General features: G+C 72.9%; 11 protein-coding genes. 1 reads left to right on the forward strand and 10 read right to left on the reverse strand.

What is annotated here, in order from left to right:
• Nucleotides 1-23 precede the first annotated feature (23 nt).
• The 10 genes from ABD269_RS29455 to ABD269_RS29500 form a co-directional block, all read right to left on the reverse strand.
• Nucleotides 24-557 carry a GNAT family N-acetyltransferase gene (locus tag ABD269_RS29455; RefSeq protein WP_301891974.1) on the reverse strand — a complete coding sequence of 178 codons (534 nt, stop codon included), beginning with the start codon at nt 555-557 and terminating at the stop codon, nt 24-26.
• 57 nt (nt 558-614) lie between these two features.
• Nucleotides 615-1460 carry a GNAT family N-acetyltransferase gene (locus ABD269_RS29460; protein ID WP_301891975.1) on the reverse strand — a complete coding sequence of 282 codons (846 nt, stop codon included), beginning with the start codon at nt 1458-1460 and terminating at the stop codon, nt 615-617.
• A 176-nt stretch (nt 1461-1636) separates the two neighbouring features.
• Nucleotides 1637-2794 (reverse strand): flavodoxin-dependent (E)-4-hydroxy-3-methylbut-2-enyl-diphosphate synthase, encoded by a 1158-nt coding sequence (ispG, locus tag ABD269_RS29465; RefSeq protein ID WP_301891976.1) that lies wholly within the window; start codon nt 2792-2794, stop codon nt 1637-1639.
• Between the two features lie 174 nt (nt 2795-2968).
• Nucleotides 2969-4270 carry a M50 family metallopeptidase gene (locus tag ABD269_RS29470; RefSeq protein WP_116214159.1) on the reverse strand — a complete coding sequence of 434 codons (1302 nt, stop codon included), beginning with the start codon at nt 4268-4270 and terminating at the stop codon, nt 2969-2971.
• Nucleotides 4267-5544, reverse strand: coding sequence for a 1-deoxy-D-xylulose-5-phosphate reductoisomerase (gene dxr, locus ABD269_RS29475; protein WP_301891977.1), 1278 nt, complete (start codon nt 5542-5544; stop codon nt 4267-4269). The genes ABD269_RS29470 and dxr overlap by 4 nt, the downstream gene beginning before the upstream one ends.
• An 88-nt stretch (nt 5545-5632) precedes the next feature.
• On the reverse strand, nt 5633-7567 hold the full coding sequence (locus ABD269_RS29480; RefSeq protein ID WP_344122814.1) for an acyl-CoA dehydrogenase family protein: 1935 nt from the start codon (nt 7565-7567) through the stop codon (nt 5633-5635).
• 154 nt (nt 7568-7721) lie between these two features.
• Entirely contained in the window at nt 7722-8690 is a 969-nt protein-coding gene (locus tag ABD269_RS29485) for an NADP-dependent oxidoreductase (protein ID WP_301891979.1), read from the reverse strand.
• 175 nt (nt 8691-8865) lie between these two features.
• Complete coding sequence (locus ABD269_RS29490; RefSeq protein WP_344122817.1) at nt 8866-10311, reverse strand: aldehyde dehydrogenase family protein; 1446 nt, start codon at nt 10309-10311, stop codon at nt 8866-8868.
• A 476-nt stretch (nt 10312-10787) separates the two neighbouring features.
• On the reverse strand, nt 10788-12416 hold the full coding sequence (locus ABD269_RS29495; RefSeq protein ID WP_344122819.1) for a PucR family transcriptional regulator: 1629 nt from the start codon (nt 12414-12416) through the stop codon (nt 10788-10790).
• Nucleotides 12417-12557: 141 nt separating this feature from the next.
• Nucleotides 12558-15023, reverse strand: coding sequence for an ATP/GTP-binding protein (locus ABD269_RS29500; protein ID WP_344122821.1), 2466 nt, complete (start codon nt 15021-15023; stop codon nt 12558-12560).
• A gap of 285 nt (nt 15024-15308) precedes the next feature.
• On the opposite strand from ABD269_RS29500, the gene gabT reads away from it, so the two are divergent.
• Nucleotides 15309-16658: a 4-aminobutyrate--2-oxoglutarate transaminase gene (gene gabT, locus ABD269_RS29505; RefSeq protein WP_344122823.1), complete on the forward strand. Its 1350-nt coding sequence runs from the start codon at nt 15309-15311 to the stop codon at nt 16656-16658.
• The last annotated feature ends 281 nt before the right edge of the window (nt 16659-16939 follow it).

Raw genomic sequence — 16939 nt, forward strand, 5'->3', positions numbered from 1 at the left:
GAAACGGGTTTCCGGCGCCGCGGTCAGCTCAGCAGCGGCAGCGGTGCGCCCATCACCACATAGGGGCTCGGGGCGCTCGGGAAGACGACCTGCCGGGCGAGGTCGCGGTAGCCGAGGCTGCGGTAGAGGGCACGGGCCGGGCTCTCGGTGTCGATGGCGGAGAGGATGCTGCGGGGCTCGGCCGCCGTCGCGGTGATGGTGGTGATCAACGCCCGCCCGATGCCCTGCTTCTGGAAGTCGGGGTGGACGTGCAGCTCGGTGATGACGAAGGCGTCGTCGAGCCAGCCGTCGGAGCCGGTGGAGCGCAGATACGGTTCGACGACGCCTGACCACCAGTGGCCGCGGCTGTTCGGCATGCCGTAGACGAAGCCGACGAGCCGCCCGGTCTCCGTCGTCGCGCCGAGGGCGCGGGCGCCCGGACAGCCGAGGTGCCGGAGCACGATGTGGCGCCGTACGCCCACCTCTTCCTCGGTGAGCCCGAAGGCCAGCGCCTGTACGCCCAGCGCCTCGTCGACGCGCGCGGCGAGGTCGAGCGGCCCGACCACGATGTCATCCATGCGGGGAGGCTACCTCTCCCTCGGGGCGGGGCGGCCTGATCGGGCCCGGGTTCCGGCTCAGAACAGGACGCTCATGAACGCGCCGACTTCCTCGAAGCCCACGCGCCGGTACGAGGCCCGGGCCGCGGTGTTGTAGTCGTTCACATAGAGGCTGACGACGGGCGAGACCTCACGCAGCGCGTAGCGCAGCACCGCCGCCATCCCGGTCTCCGACAGGCCGCGGCCACGGTGTTCGGGGGCGACCCAGACGCCCTGGATCTGGCAGGCGCGGGAGGTGGCGGCGCCGATCTCGGCCTTGAAGACGACCCGGCCGTTCTCGATCCGGGCGAAGGAGCGCCCGGAGCCGACCAGCTCGGCGACCCGCGCCTGGTAGAGCAGCCCGCCGTCGCCCGCCATGGGCGAGATGCCGACCTCCTCGGTGAACATGGCCACGCACGCCGGCATGATCACGTCCATCTCGTCCTTGCGGATCCGGCGGACGAGCGGGTCGGGCGCGATGTCCGCGGGCATGGCCCGGGTCTCCATCAGCGGCTGGTGGGCGCGGACCTCGCGGGCCGGGCCCCAGTGGGGTTCGAGGAGCGACCAGAGCTCGGCGGTGGCGTCGGCGGGGCCGACGATGGAGGAGCAGCGGCGGCCCGCGCGGCGGGCGCGTTCGGCGAAGGCGCGCACGGCCTCGGGGCCCGCGCAGATGGGGACGAGGTTGGCCCCGGCGTAGCAGAGGGATTCGAGGCGACCGCCCGCGTACCAGCCCCACATCTCGCCGCCGAGCCGCCAGGGGTCGAGCCCGGCGACCTGGACACGGGCGGCGACGAAGGCGTTGGTGACGGGATCCCGGTCGAGGACGGCGAGCGCGTCGTCGAGTTCGCCGGGCTCCAGGACCTTGGTGGTGGTCGTCGTCAACACGTGTCGGAATGCCTCACCGTCGCGGGCCGGAGGCCATGGGAACAGGTCTTGGAACTGTACCTCTCAGGGTCCCCGCACACCTCCCCTGCCTGGCCTTTGGCGCTCCGGGAGCCGCCTTTCGGATACGGCTGTGCCCCGCTCCGGGGAGCGGGGCACAGGACGCGACGGGCGGGGGATCAGCCGCTGACGCTGATCTCGGGCTCGCCGGAGGCGACGCCGTCCTTGCGCATCTGGTCGGCGATCTTGAGGGCTTCCTCGATGAGGGTCTCCACGATCTTGGACTCGGGGACGGTCTTGATGACCTCGCCCTTGACGAAGATCTGGCCCTTGCCGTTGCCGGAGGCCACACCGAGGTCGGCCTCGCGGGCCTCGCCGGGGCCGTTGACGACACAGCCCATGACGGCGACGCGCAGCGGGACCTCCATGCCCTCAAGGCCGGCGGTCACCTCTTCGGCGAGCTTGTAGACGTCGACCTGGGCGCGGCCGCAGGACGGGCAGGAGACGATCTCCAGGCGGCGCTGGCGCAGGCCGAGCGACTCCAGGATCTGCATGCCGACCTTGATCTCCTCGGCCGGCGGGGCGGAGAGGGAGACGCGGATGGTGTCGCCGATGCCCTCGGAGAGCAGGGCGCCGAAGGCGACGGCGGACTTGATGGTGCCCTGGAAGGCGGGGCCCGCCTCGGTGACGCCGAGGTGGAGGGGGTAGTCGCACTGGGCGGCCAGCTGCCGGTAGGCGTTGACCATGACGACCGGGTCGTTGTGCTTGACCGAGATCTTGATGTCCCGGAAGCCGTGCTCCTCGAAGAGGGACGCCTCCCACAGCGCGGACTCCACCAGCGCCTCGGGGGTGGCCTTGCCGTACTTCGCCAGCAGGCGGGCGTCCAGGGAGCCGGCGTTGACGCCGATGCGGATCGGGGTGCCGGTCTGGGAGGCCGCCTTGGCGATCTCCTTGACCTTGTCGTCGAACTGCTTGATGTTGCCGGGGTTGACCCGCACGGCGGCGCAGCCCGCGTCGATCGCGGCGAAGACGTACTTCGGCTGGAAGTGGATGTCGGCGATCACCGGGATCTGCGACTTCTTGGCGATGACCGCCAGCGCGTCGGCGTCGTCCTGGGTCGGGCAGGCCACGCGCACGATCTGGCAGCCGGACGCCGTGAGCTCGGCGATCTGCTGGAGCGTGGCGCCGATGTCCGAGGTCCTGGTCGTCGTCATCGACTGCACCGAGACGGGTGCGTCGCCTCCGACGGCCACGGAACCGACCTGGATCTTGCGGCTGACCCTGCGGTCGGCGAGCTTGATCGGAACGGAAGGCATTCCAAGCGAAATCGCTGTCATCTGGCGAGCAACCCCAAGGTGTGAATCAAGGTCCCGAGATCGGCGGGCTCCGGCCTTCGAGGTTACGGCACGCGCCCCCTTCGGGGCACATCCCCTGGCCTGGGCTCCGTGTCCCCGGACGCCGGGCGGGCCGGAGAAACCCGGCCCGCCCGGCGCCCGGGGGCGTATGCGGAGCTACGTCAGCCGGACCGGGTTCACCACGTCGGCGATCAGGACCAGCAGCGTGAAACAGACGAAGATTCCGGCCACCACATAGGCCACCGGCATCAGCTTCGCGACGTCGAACGGACCGGGGTCGGGGCGGCGGAAGACCCGGGCGAAGGCCCTGCGCAGGGACTCCCACAGCGCCCCGGCGATGTGCCCGCCGTCGAGCGGGAGCAGCGGCAGCATGTTGAACAGGAACAGCGAGAGGTTGAAGCCCGCGACCAGGAAGAGCATGGTCGCCACCTGCTGGGACGGCGGGATGTCGAGGTTGAAGACCTCGCCGCCGACGCGGGCCGCGCCCACGACGCCCATGGGCGAGTCGGCCTTGCGCTCGCCGCCGTCGAAGGCGGCGTTCCACAGGTCGGGGATCTTGCCGGGCAGGGCGATCAGCGACTCGACGCCGGACTGGACCATGTCGCCCATCCGGCCCACGGACTGGCCGAAGGACTGCGGCACGACGCCGGTGGCGGGCGTGAAGCCGAGGAAGCCGGCGGTGACGTACTGCCCCTTGATGGGGCTGCCCTTGCCGTCGTACTTCTGGACCTGGTTGGAGATCAGGTCGGCGTTCAGGGTCTTCTGCGCGCCGTCCCGCACGACGGTGATCGTGGCCGGTCCCGTGGTCTTGCGGATCTCGCGCTGGAGCGTGGCCCAGTCGTCGGTCCGGTGGCCGTTGAAGGCGACGATCTTGTCGCGCGGCTGGAGGCCCGCGGCCTTGGCCGGGGAGTCCTTGGCGCCCTTGGGGCAGGCGTCGGTCTTGTCGGTGGCCTTGACCACACAGGCCGAGACGGTGGAGACCTGGGTGGTCTGGGTGTTGATGCCGAAGGACATCATCACGCCGAGGAAGATCGCGACGGCCAGGACGAGGTTCATGAACGGGCCGGCGAACATCACGATCACGCGCTTCCACGGCTTGCGCGTGTAGAAGAGCCGCGTCTCGTCGCCCGGCTGGAGCTCCTCGAAGGCGGCCGAGCGGGCGTCCTCGATCATGCCGCGCCAGGGCGACGTGGAGCGCGCGCTGATCTTCCCGTCCGCGCCGGGCGGGAACATGCCGATCATGCGGATGTAGCCGCCGAGCGGGACCGCCTTGATGCCGTACTCGGTGTCGCCCTTCTTCCGCGAGAAGATCGTCGGCCCGAAGCCGACCATGTACTGCGGCACCCGGATGCCGAAGAGCTTCGCGGTGGAGAGGTGTCCCAGTTCGTGCCAGGCGATCGAGAAGAGCAGGCCCACCACGAAGACGACTATCCCGAGGACCGTCATCAGGGTTGTCATGCGCGGGCCTCCGAGGTCGTTTGCGCGGTGCGGGCCGCCGGGGCCGGGCGCGCTGCCAGTTCACGGGCCCGGGCGCGGGCCCAGGTCTCCGCTTGCAGGACGTCCGGGAGGGTGAGCTGGGTTCCCGCGGCGGGTGTGCCGTGTTCCGCCACCACCTCGGCGACGGTATCGACAATGCCATTGAACGGCAGCGCGCCGGAGAGGAACGCGTCGACGCACTCCTCGTTGGCGGCGTTGAAGACCGCGGGTGCGGTGCCGCCGAGGGTGCCGACGTGCCGGGCCAGGCCCACGGAGGGGAAGGCCTCCTCGTCGAGCGGGAAGAATTCCCAGGTGGAGGCCTTGGACCAATCGAAGGCGGGGGCCGCGTCCGGGATCCGCTCGGGCCAGCCGAGGCCGATGGCGATGGGGCCGCGCATGTCGGGCGGGGTGGCCTGGGCGAGCGTCGAGCCGTCGGTGAATTCCACCATCGAGTGGACGTAGGACTGCGGGTGGACGACGACCTCGATGCGCTCGAAGGGGATGTCGTAGAGGAGGTGCGCCTCGATGACCTCCAGGCCCTTGTTGACGAGGGTCGCGGAGTTGATCGTGATCACCGGGCCCATGGACCAGGTGGGGTGGGCGAGGGCGTCCGCGGGGGTGACGGCGGCCAGCTCGGCCTTGGTGCGGCCCCGGAAGGGTCCGCCGGAGGCGGTGACGACCAGCTTGCGGACCTCGGCGCGGGTGCCGCCGAGCAGCGCCTGGAAGAGCGCGGCGTGCTCGGAGTCGACGGGGATGATCTGCCCCGGCTTGGCCAGCGCCTTGACCAGCGGGCCGCCGACGATCAGCGACTCCTTGTTGGCCAGGGCCAGCGTCCGGCCAGCCTCCAGGGCGGCGAGGGTGGGCGCGAGGCCGATGGAGCCGGTGATGCCGTTGAGCACGGTGTGGCACTCGCTGCGGGCGAGGTCGGTGGCCGCGTCGGGCCCCGCCAGGATCTCGGGCAGCGGCTCGGAGCCGTACTGCGCGGCCAGCGCCTCGCGCAGCGCGGGCACCTTGTCGGCCTGGGCGACGGCCACCGTGCGGACCCGCAGCAGCCGCGCCTGCTCGGCGAGCAGTCCCACCCGGCCGCCGGCGGCGGACAGGCCCGTCACCGTGAAGCGGTCGGGGTTGCGGAGCACGAGGTCGATGGCCTGGGTGCCGATCGAGCCGGTCGAGCCGAGGATCACGACCTCGCGCGGTCCGCCCGCGGCGGTGGGGGCGGAGTAGCGCAGATGCGGGTCAGCGAGAGAGTCCGTCATGGACTCCATTGTTGCCTCTCCCGGCAGGAGGGCGGACAGGGATCCCCCCGGCCGCCCTCCTCGGGGTCGCGTCGGTGCCGGGTACGGATCAGCGGATGGGCCGGTGGACGTTGTCCGTCCTGGCCGGGCCGGGGGTGGCGTCGGCGATCCAGGGGCCGTCGCCGCTGGGGTCGACGATGCCGGACTCCAGCCATTCGTACGCGCCCGACATGACCCCGGAGACGAGCTTGCGGTCGAGGTCGTCGGTGTTGGCCCACAGCCGGCCGAAGAGCTCCTCGACGCGGATCCTGGACTGGCGGCAGAAGACGTCGGCGAGCTCGTACGCCTCGCTGCCGTGGTCGCCCTCGGCGCGCAGCCGCTCGGCGCGCACGCAGGCGGCGCTCATGGCGAAGAGCTCGGCGCCGATGTCGACGATCCGGCCGAGGAAGCCCTGCTTGGTCTCCATCCGGCCCTGCCAGCGGGACATGGCGTAGAAGGTGGAGCGGGCGAGCTTGCGGGAGGAGCGCTCGACGTAGCGCAGGTGGGTGGCGAGGTCGCGGTGGCCGGCCGGGTGGAACTCGGCGTAGGTGCGGGGCAGCTGTCCGGGCCCGGCGACGAGCTTGGGCAGCCAGCGGGCGTAGAAGCCGCCCGCGCGGGCGCCCGCCCGGGCCTTCTCGCCCAGGGACTTCTCCGGGTCGATGAGGTCGCCCGCGACGGAGAGGTGGGCGTCGACGGCCTCGCGGGCGATCAGCAGGTGCATGATCTCGGTGGAGCCCTCGAAGATCCGGTTGATGCGGGAGTCGCGCAGCATCTGCTCGGCGGGGACGGCGCGCTCGCCGCGGGCGGCGAGAGAAGCGGCGGTCTCGTAGCCGCGGCCGCCGCGGATCTGGACCAGTTCGTCGGTCATCAGCCAGGCCATCTCGCTGGCGTAGAGCTTGGCGAGGGCGGCCTCGATGCGGATGTCGTTGCGGTCCTCGTCGGCCATCTGGCCGGACAGGTCGAGGATGGCCTCCAGGGCGAAGGTGGTCGCGGCGATGAAGGAGATCTTCGCGCCGACGGCCTCGTGGAGGGCGATCGACTTGCCCCACTGCTCGCGGGCGGTGGACCACTCGCGGGCGATCTTCAGGGCCCACTTGCCCCCGGAGACGCACATCGCCGGGATGGACAGCCGGCCGGTGTTGAGGGTGGTCAGGGCGATCTTGAGGCCCGCACCCTCGGGGCCGATGCGGTTGGCGGCGGGGACCCGGACCTGATGGAAGCGGGTGACGCCGTTCTCGATGCCGCGCAGGCCCATGAAGGCGTTGCGGCGCTCGACGGTGACGCCCTCCGCCGCCGCCTCGACCACGAAGGCGGTGATCCCGCCCTTGTGGCCCTCGCTCTTCGGCACCCGGGCCATCACGACCAGCAGGTCGGCGACGACACCGTTGGTGGTCCAGAGCTTGACGCCGTCCAGGACGTAGTCGTCGCCGTCGGGGACGGCCGAGGTCGCCAGCCGCGCGGGGTCGGAGCCGACGTCCGGCTCGGTGAGCAGGAAGGCGGTGATGTCGGTGCGGGCGCAGCGCGGCAGGAAGGCGTCCTTCTGCTCCTGGGTGCCGAAGAGCTTGAGCGGCTGCGGGACGCCGATGGACTGGTGGGCCGAGAGCAGCGCGCCGACGACCGGGCTGGCGGAGCCCACCAGGGCGAGGGCCTTGTTGTAGTAGACGGCGGTGAGGCCGAGGCCGCCGTATTTGGTGTCGATCTTCATCCCGAAGGCGCCGAGCTCCTTGAGCCCGTTGACCGTCTCGTCCGGGATCTTCGCCTCGCGCTCGATGAGGGCGCCGTCGATGCGGGTCTCGCAGAAGTCGCGGAGCTTGGCGAGGAACTCCTCGCCGCGCCGCACGTCCTCCAGGGCGGGCGTCGGGTGCGGGTGGATGAGATCGAGCCGGAAGCGTCCCAGGAACAGTTCCTTGGCGAAGCTGGGCTTCTTCCAGTCCTGTTCCCGGGCCGCTTCGGCGACCTGGCGTGCTTCGCGCTCGGAGACCGGTCGTACGGATGGTGCGGTCATGAGGCACCTCGCCGCTTCAGTCGGGGCCGTCCCGGTCGGCTACCGACCGGTGCTACTCGACCGTATGTACCCGATCCCCGGGACGTCTACCAGACCTCGCGCAACGATCCGGCCCCCCGCGCCGGACCCCCGCTTCCGGGTGACGGGAATCGGGTCAGTCCCCGACCGTCAGTACGATCTTCCCGGACGTACGACCGGTCTCGCCCAGCTCGTGGGCCTTGGCGGCGTCGGCCAGGGGCAGCGCGGCGGCGATCTCGGTGCGCAGGCGGCCGGTCTCGACCAGCTCGGTGAGGGCCCGCAGGCCCGCGAGGTCGGGCTCGACCATCATGCGGGTGGCCCGGACGCCCCGCTCGCGGGCCTCCTCGCGCACGTCGTCCGCCAGCGGCAGCAGGGAGACGAGGATGCCGCCGGGGCGCAGGGTACGCAGGGAACGGGTGGGGTAGTCGCCGCTGATGGCCTCCAGGACGGTGTCGACGTCGTGGACCACCTCGGCGAAGTCCTGCTCGCGGTAGTCGATCAGCTCGTCGGCGCCGAGGCCGCGGAGGAAGTCGTGCTTGGCGGCGCTCGCCGTGCCGATGACGTACGCGCCGCGGGCCTTGGCGATCTGTACGGCCAGGTGGCCGACGCCGCCCGCCGCCGCGTGGATCAGCACTCGCTGGCCCTCGCGGACGTCGGCGGTGTCGACGAGCGCCTGCCAGGCGGTGAGCGCGGCGAGCGGCAGGGCGGCGGCCTGGACGTGGTCGATGCCGCGCGGCTTGGGCGCGAAGTGGCGGGCGGGGGCGGTCACGTACTCCGCGTAGGCACCGGCCGGGTGCGGGAAGCGGGGCATGCCGTAGACCTCGTCGCCGGGGGCGTAGAGGGTGACGCCGTCACCGATCGCCTCGACCACGCCGGAGACGTCGAAGCCGAGGGTGAACGGGACGGTGTCGCCCGTGTAGAAGGAGCCGCGCTCGCGGGTCTTCCAGTCGGTGGGGTTGACACCCGCGGCGCGCACCCGGACCAGGATCTCGCCCGGGAGCGGCTCGGGGCGGTCGGTCTCGACGAGCTTCAGCACCTCGGGACCGCCCGCGGTCTCCTGCCGGACGGCGCGCATGCGGGCGGGGGCTGCGGAGGTGTCGGTCATGGTGGTTCGCTCCTTGGGGTCGTGCTGTCCGATGCGTCCAGCCTGTCGGAGGGGCCGGACACCGGCGAGTGGCCTGACTGCCATGGTTCGCAAGGATCGGGCCATACGCACGGCCGGGAACGCGAACGGCCGGGGCGCCCCCGTGCGCACCCCGGCCGTTCGATCCCGCGTGTGGTTACAGGGCCAGGCCCGTCATGACCAGCACCCGCTCGTAGGTGTAGTCGTCCATCGCGTAGCGCACGCCCTCGCGGCCCACACCGGACTGCTTGGCTCCGCCGTACGGCATCTGGTCCGCGCGGTAGGACGGCACGTCACCGATGATCACGCCACCGGTCTCCAGCGCGCGGTGCGCACGGAAGGCGGTCCGGAGGTCGTGCGTGAAGACGCCCGCCTGCAGGCCGTACGGCGAGTCGTTGACGGCGGCGAAGGCGGCGGCCTCGCCCTCCACCCGGGTGATGGTGAGGACCGGGCCGAAGACCTCCTCGCACGCGATCGTCACGTCGGCGGGGACCTCCGCGAGCACGGTGGGCGCGTAGGTGGCACCCTCGCGCTTGCCGCCGGCCAGCAGCTTCGCGCCCGCCGCGACGGCCTCGTCCACCCAGGACTCGACGCGCTCGGCGGCGTCCTCGCTGACCAGCGGGCCGACCTCGGTCGCCGGGTCGGACGGGTCACCGGTGACCTGCGCCTCGACGGCGGCCACGACCTTCGGCAGCAGCCGCTCGTAGAGCGAGGCGTCGGCGATGACGCGCTGCACGGAGATGCAGGACTGGCCGCCCTGGTAGTTGGAGAAGGTGGCGATGCGCTGCGCCGCCCAGTCCAGGTCCTCCTCGGAGGACCAGTCGGCGAGGACCACGGCCGCGCCGTTGCCGCCGAGCTCCAGGGTGACGTGCTTGCGCGGCGCCGAGTCGAGGATCGACCAGCCGACCGGGCCGGAACCGGTGAAGGAGATGACCGGCAGCCGCTCGTCCTGGACGAGGGCCGGCATCCGGTCGTTCGGGACGGTCAGCACGCTCCACGAACCCGCGGGCAGGTCCGTCTCGGCGAGGATCTCGCCGAGCACCAGCGAGGAGATCGGCGTCGCCGGGGCGGGCTTGAGGATGATCGGCGCACCGACGGCGATGGCCGGGGCCACCTTGTGGGCGCTCAGGTTGAGCGGGAAGTTGAAGGGCGCGATGCCGAGGACGGTGCCCCGGGGGAAGCGGCGGGTCAGCGCGAGACGGCCGGTACCACCGGCGTCGGTGTCCAGACGCTGGGCGTCACCGGCGTTGAACCGGCGGGCCTCCTCGGCGGCCCAGCGGAAGACGGACACGGCGCGGCCGACCTCGCCGCGGGCCCACTTGATGGGCTTGCCGTTCTCGGCGGAGATCAGCTGGGCGATCTCCTCGGTGCGCTCGGTCAGCCGCTTGACGACGTGGTCGAGGGCGGCGGCCCGTACGTGCGCGGGGGTCGCGGCGAACTCGTCCCGCACGGCGTGCGCGGCGGCCACGGCCTCCTCGACCTGCGCCTCGGTGGGCACGCTCACGGTGCCGACGAGGCGGCCGTCCCAGGAGTTCGTGACATCGAAGGTCTCCTCGCCGAGGGCCTCACGGCCGGCCAGCCAGAACGCGTGGGGAGCAGTCACGGTTTTCCCTCCGAGGGGTGTCGATATCGGCTCCCCCACGGTAGGGGGGCGATCGCGTCCGGCCGATTGTCCGCGATGGAGCAGGGCGCTGCGCGGCTGCTCCGAAATGGCGGGCTGAGGTACGTCTTCCGCCTGCGGCGGGCTCTGTTCCCCAGCCCCGCCCCTTCCCGAAACTGGGGCGCGTGCCCCAGGCCCCCGGCCGCGGGTCCGTTGCCGCCTGAGGCGGAGCGCCCTCCGGGCGCGTCCTCAACCTCCCCCAGCTACCGCTGGGAGGTGCCCCCACGGGCTGAATTTGCGCACCCCCCGGGGGTCTGGGGGCGGAGCCCCCAGTTTCGGGAAGGGGCGGGGTAGGGGAACAAAGCCCCGCCGGGCCGCACCCAAGTACGGGTCCGGGGCGGAGCCCCGGCCTCGGCGGAGCCGAGCAACAGGCGCTGCGGGAAGGGGCGGGGCTGGGAACAAAGCCGCCCGCCAAGGCCCTACTCGCCCGGCGACGCCGTCGCCTTCAGGGCCAGCCACAATTCCATCCGTACATCCGGGTCGTCCAAAGAGCGACCCAGAATCTCCTCGACCCGCCGCATCCGATAGCGCAGCGTGTGCCGGTGCACGCCGAGATCCGCCGCCGCCGCGTCCCACTGGCCGTGCCGGGAGAGCCACGCCCGCAGTGAGGCGACGAGATCGCCGCGCCCCGTCGCGTCGTGTTCGCGCAGCGCCCGCAGCAGACCGTCCGCGAAGGCGCGTACCGCGTCGTCGGCGAGGAGCGGCAGTACGGAGCCGGCCGCGACCTCCTCGTGTTCGACGAGGACCCGGCCCCGGCGGCGGGCCACGGAGAGGGCCTGTTCCGCCTGGCGGAAGGCGGCCGCGGCGGCGACGGTCCCGGCGGGGGCGGACAGGCCGACGACGAGGTCGTCGTCGGGCGGGGCCGCGCTGCGGTCGCGCGGCCGCGCCTTCGTGCCGCGCCTGGCCTCGATCGCACGCGCGTGCTCCGCGCAGGCGGCGACCGCCACGCCGCCGTCGGAGGCGAGGACGACGAGACGGTGGCCGTCGGGGACGACCAGGACCGCCTCCGCCACCCGGGCCGCCGCGGTGTCGACGGTGTCGGCGAGCACCCCGAGCGGGTCGGGTGCGCCCTCGTCCTGTTCGGTTTCCTCCGTCGCCGCCTCCGCGACGAGCACCCGGAACGGAGCGTCCAGCAGGCTGCCGTACAGGTCACCGGCGACGGCCCGCGCGTGGTCCGGCTCCCCGGCGAGCAGCATCCGCAGCACGGCCGCCCCGAGCCGCTGTTCAGCGGCCTGAAGGGTCCGGGAGCGTTCGGTGGTGAGGGTGAGCAGCGCGATCGCGGACTGCACGGCGTAGCGCTCGGCGGTGCCCAGCGGGGCGCCGGTGCCGACGGCGAGGACGCCGCGGGCCCGGCGGCCGGAGCCCAGGGACTGCAGTTCCACCCGGTCGGCGCCCTCCTCGGCGGGGTCGGAGCCGACGACGGCGGTGGCGGGTGCGGGCCGCTCCCGCAGCCGTTCGACGTCGCGGGTCAGCCGGGCGGCCCGGCGCGCGGCCCAGTCGGGGGCCGCGGCGACGACCGCGCCCGACGCGTCGTACAGCGCGGCCCACCCGTCGAGGTGGGCGGCGAGCCGGGCCAGCAGGGCGGCGGGCCCCTCGGGGCCGAGCGCGGCGCGGGTCAGCTCGCGCTGCGCCTCGAAGCCCGCGGTCACCGCGCGGTACCGGTCGGCGGCCATGGCCGCCGAGACCGCCTTGCTGATGGCGATGAACGGCGTCTTCCGGGGCACCTCCAGCAGCGGCAGCCCCTCCTCCTCGGCGGCCTCGACCAGCGCCCGGGGCACCTCGTCGTAGTTGACGCCGACCGCGAACCCGAGGCCGACGACCCCGGCCCGGACCAGGCGGCGCACATAGCTCCGCATCTCCTCCCGGTCCTCCGCGTCGATCTTCATCGCGGTGATCAGGAGGAGCTCGCCGCCGTCCATCCACGGCACGGGGTCGGCGAGCTCGCTGACGTGCGCCCAGCGGACGGGGGTGTCCAGCCGGTCCTCCCCCGCGAGCACGGCGAGCTTGAGCGCGGAGTGGTGGACGAGCGAGGCGAGGGTGGGAGGCATGGCACCTTCGGGAGGGCGGCGCGGCGACTGTGCCGTCCCGTATGAACGGCTGTTCCCGATTCTGCCTCAGTGGAGGATTCGCCGGGAACGCGTACGCCGCATTCCGCCCGTCCTCACTTCGTCGGCGTCACTTCGTCGGCCTCACTTAGTCAGATCGACGAGCACCGGCGGCGCGCTCGCCCCCCGTACGGAGGTCACCGACAGCACCGCGTGCCCGGCGGGCACGGCGTGCGCCAGCTCGGAGGCGGACCAGCGCTCCCGCTCCACCTGGCGGACGGTCACGGACTGCGCGGTCACCGCGCGGCCGGTGACCAGCCGGCGCAGGATGTGCGCGGCCCGGGTCAGCGGTTCGTGGGCGATGACCTGGCGGTCGGTGATGTCCCGGGCCTCCACCCACTCCTTGCCCCAGACCTCCGCGAACCGCGCGCCGTCCCACGTGGTCACGCCCGAGAACGCCATCCGGCAGCCGACCGAGCCCAGCAGCGCGCTGCGCAGCGTCTCGGGCACGTCGTCGAGCGTGCGGAGGGTGAGTACGGCACCGGCGTTGGCCGAGCGCAGCCGGCCGAGCCCGCGCACGGCCTCGGGGGTGACGGCGTGGGTCGCGTCGTCCAGCACGAGGCAGGCGAACAGCGAGCGGTCGGCGCGGCCGACGGTGCACTCGGTGAACTGCGCGAGGACGAGCCGGGCCAGCATCCGGGACGCCTCCGCGTGGCCCCGCTCGGGCAGGTCGATGCGGACGCGCAGGGGGTGTTCGAGGGTGCGGAGCGAGAAGGTGCGGCCGGGGCGGGTGGTGTCGAAGAAGCGGGCGAAGGCGGGCCGGTCGAGGAGCGCGAGCCGGTCGGCGAGCAGGGGCCCGGCGTCACCGGCGCGCTGCGCCTGCCGTTCGCGGGCGTCGAGCTCGCGCACCTGCGCGTCCTGCCCGGCGGCGGCCAGGGTGTCGCGCAGCGCGCCGAAGGCGGTGGCCGAGCCGTCGAGGAGCTCGCGCAGCTCGGGCACGGAGGGGAAGCGGCCGTGGGCGGCGCGGTAGGGGCCGAGGATCTGGGCGAGCGCGGTCGCGGCGCGGCGGCCGCCCTCGCCGGGGAGGGTGGCGGTGAGATCGCCGACGAGCCCCTCGGCGAGCACGGCGGCGGCCTCGTCGGGGTCGTCCGTACCGCCGTACAGATCGAGGTCGTACGCCGAGTCCGGGCGTCCGATCTTCACCACGATGTCGAACGCCTCGTCGGGCGCGAGCCCCGCGCCGGACGCCCCGACCGCGACGACCGCGGTCCGCCCGGCCAGCGCCTGGAGGCAGAGCGACTCCAGCACCGGCCGCACCAGCCGGGCCGTCTTGCCGCTGCCGGGCGGGCCGACGGCGAGCAGCGAGGTGCCCAGCAGCCCGGGGTCGAGGGCGCAGCCAGCCCCGCGGTGCACATAGGGGTTGCGGTCGTCGTCGGCGGCGGTGCCGAGCCGCACCTGCCGGGTGACGAGGTCGTGCAGGGCGGCGCGTACGGGCAGGTCGCGCGCCCCGGAGGGGTGGGCGCAGGCGGCGGCGCCGTGCCGGAGCACGGCCTCGGTGAAGGAGGCGAGCCGGGAGGGCTGCGCGCGCACGGACTCCCAGGCGCGCTGGATGCGGGAGTGGTCGACGTCGTTCATCGCCCCGGACCGCGCCTCGGCCGCCAGCCGTTCGGCGGCGTCGTGGGCCCCGGCGGCGCGCATCTGGGGCCACTCGGCGGGGTCGTCCTGCGCGGTGCGGGCGGTGCCACGGGTCTGGTGGCCCGCGTCGTGGCGGCGGACGCGCTGGTCGGCGGGGCCGTAGCGGCGCCAGAGCTCGCGCCAGCAGCCGATCCGGCAGGCGATGGAGAGGAGCAGGAGGGTGAACAGGACGTAGTAGCTGTATCCGGCGTAGAGCCGGGAGAGCGGGTCCCAGGAGTCCGGGGTGAAGGCGACGAGCGGCCAGATCCACACGCTGCCCACGGCACCGTTCCAGCACAGCAGCCACACCGCCCACACACCGGCGAAGGCCAGGGCCGCCCGGCGGACGAGCGGCCGCGCCACGAGGCGCTCCGGGCGGGGCGGGCTGACGGACGGCGGCATCCGGCGCCAGAAGCGCTCCCACAGGGGGGTGACGAAGCGGCGCCACAGTTCGGGCCACCGCCCGACCCGGCCGAAGCCGACCGCGAGGACGCAGGCGGCGAGCGCGTAGTAGACGTACGACGCGATCATCCACTCCTCGGTGCCGTCCTGCCAGGAGCCCGGCGCCATGGCGCGCAGGGGCCACTTCCAGTACGGGCCGAGGTAGCCGTGCCACAGCAGCGACCAGAACAGCCACCCGCACAGGAAGGCGATCACCGCGCCGCTGATCAGCTGCCTGCCGGGCACCCGGCCGGGTTCCTCGGGCGCCCTGGGCCGGTGGTCGAAGGCCCAGACGCCCGGCTGGGCCTTGGCGCGCGGGGCGCGCAGCCAGGTCATGAAGGGCGATTCCGGCTGCTGCCCGGGGGCCGGGGCGCCCTGCGGGGGGACGGCGGGCACGCGCGGCGGCCCGGCGGGCCTGGGCGGCACACCCCGGTGGCCTGCCGGCTCCTGCGGCCCCCATGTGCCCGGCGAGTCGAACGTGCCCTCAGTGTCCATCGCTGCCTTGCCCCCACCAGAACTCGTGTACCGCGTGTCCGACGTGCGCGCCGCTCAATCTAATAGGCGTGCGCGGGGAGTTCAGGTGACCCGCGGGATGCCACGCCCCCGTATGGTCATGATCACCCGCAGGTGGCGCGCGGACGGGCGGGGCGGCCCGCCATGTCCGGTACGGACAAGGCGGCGCGCGCACTTCTCCCGAACGGAACATGCCCGACCTCGTCCGGCCCCCCTAGCCTGCGACTGAAAGCCCGATCGATCTCGTCATCCCCCTGGAGCCCTCTCATGACTGCACTGACCGGAGGCCCGTCCCTCCCCCAGGAGCGCCGCATCGTCACCGCGATCCCCGGCCCGAAGTCGCTCGAGCTGCAGGCCCGCCGGACGGCGACGGTCGCGGCGGGCGTGGGCTCGACGCTCCCGGTGTTCACCGTGCGCGCCGGTGGCGGTGTGATCGAGGACGTCGACGGCAACTCCCTCATCGACTTCGGCTCCGGCATCGCCGTGACCTCGGTGGGCTCCAGCGCGGAGGCCGTCGTGCGCCGCGCGTCCGCGCAGCTCGCCGACTTCACCCACACCTGTTTCATGGTGACGCCGTACGAGGGCTACGTGGAGGTCTGTGAGCAGCTCGCCGAGCTGACCCCGGGTGACCACGCCAAGAAGTCGGCGCTGTTCAACTCCGGCGCCGAGGCGGTGGAGAACGCGGTGAAGATCGCCCGCGCGTACACCAAGCGCCAGGCGGTCGTCGTCTTCGACCACGGCTACCACGGCCGCACCAACCTGACGATGGCGCTGACGGCGAAGAACATGCCGTACAAGCAGGGCTTCGGCCCGTTCGCGCCCGAGGTCTACCGCGTGCCGGTGGCGTACGGCTACCGCTGGCCGACCGGCCCGGAGAACTGTGGCGCCGAGGCGTCCGCCCAGGCCATCGACCAGATCACCAAGCAGATCGGCGCGGAGAACGTCGCCGCGATCATCATCGAGCCGGTGCTCGGCGAGGGCGGCTTCATCGAGCCGGCCAAGGGCTTCCTGCCGCGCATCGCGCAGTTTGCGAAGGACAACGGCATCGTCTTCGTCGCGGACGAGATCCAGTCCGGCTTCTGCCGCACGGGCCAGTGGTTCGCGTGCGAGGACGAGGGCATCGTCCCGGACCTGATCACGACGGCGAAGGGCATCGCGGGCGGTCTGCCGCTCGCCGCCGTCACCGGCCGCGCGGAGATCATGGACGCGGCGCACCCGGGCGGCCTGGGCGGCACCTACGGCGGCAACCCGGTGGCGTGCGCGGCGGCGCTCGGCTCGATCGAGACCATGCGCGAGCTGGACCTCAACGCGAAGGCCAAGCGCATCGAGGAGGTCATGAAGGGCCGCCTCTCCGCGATGCAGGAGAAGCACGACATCATCGGCGACATCCGCGGCCGTGGCGCGATGATCGCGATCGAGCTGGTGGAGTCGGGCACGAAGAACCCGAACGCCGCCGCCGCGGGCGCGCTCGCGAAGGCCTGTCACGCGGAGGGTCTGCTGGTCCTGACCTGCGGCACGTACGGCAATGTGCTGCGCTTCCTGCCGCCGCTGGTCATCGGCGAGGATCTGCTCAACGAGGGCCTGGACATCATCGAGGCCGCGTTCACGCGTCTGTAACCGACGGTAATGCTGCGGTAACGGCGCCTTGGGGTCGTCATGGGGTGAAGAACCTGTGCGGGGCGGGTGGTGGAGGGGTGATCCGGCTGTCCGGAGGCTCAGCCCTGCCGTACGGTTTCTGCAGATGAATGCAACACCCCGTCCGCAGGGGACTGCGGACACCGCCGTGCCGGCGAATCCCCATCGCCGACCCGGTCGTGCCTTCGCGCACAGCACCACCGGAGCCTCCGGCTCCGGGCATCCTCACCGATCGGACGGCCGCCCGCCCCATACCCCCCGGG

The sequence above is a fragment of the Streptomyces blastmyceticus genome (assembly GCF_039521185.1).
GTDB classification, from domain to species: Bacteria; Actinomycetota; Actinomycetes; order Streptomycetales; family Streptomycetaceae; genus Streptomyces; species Streptomyces blastmyceticus.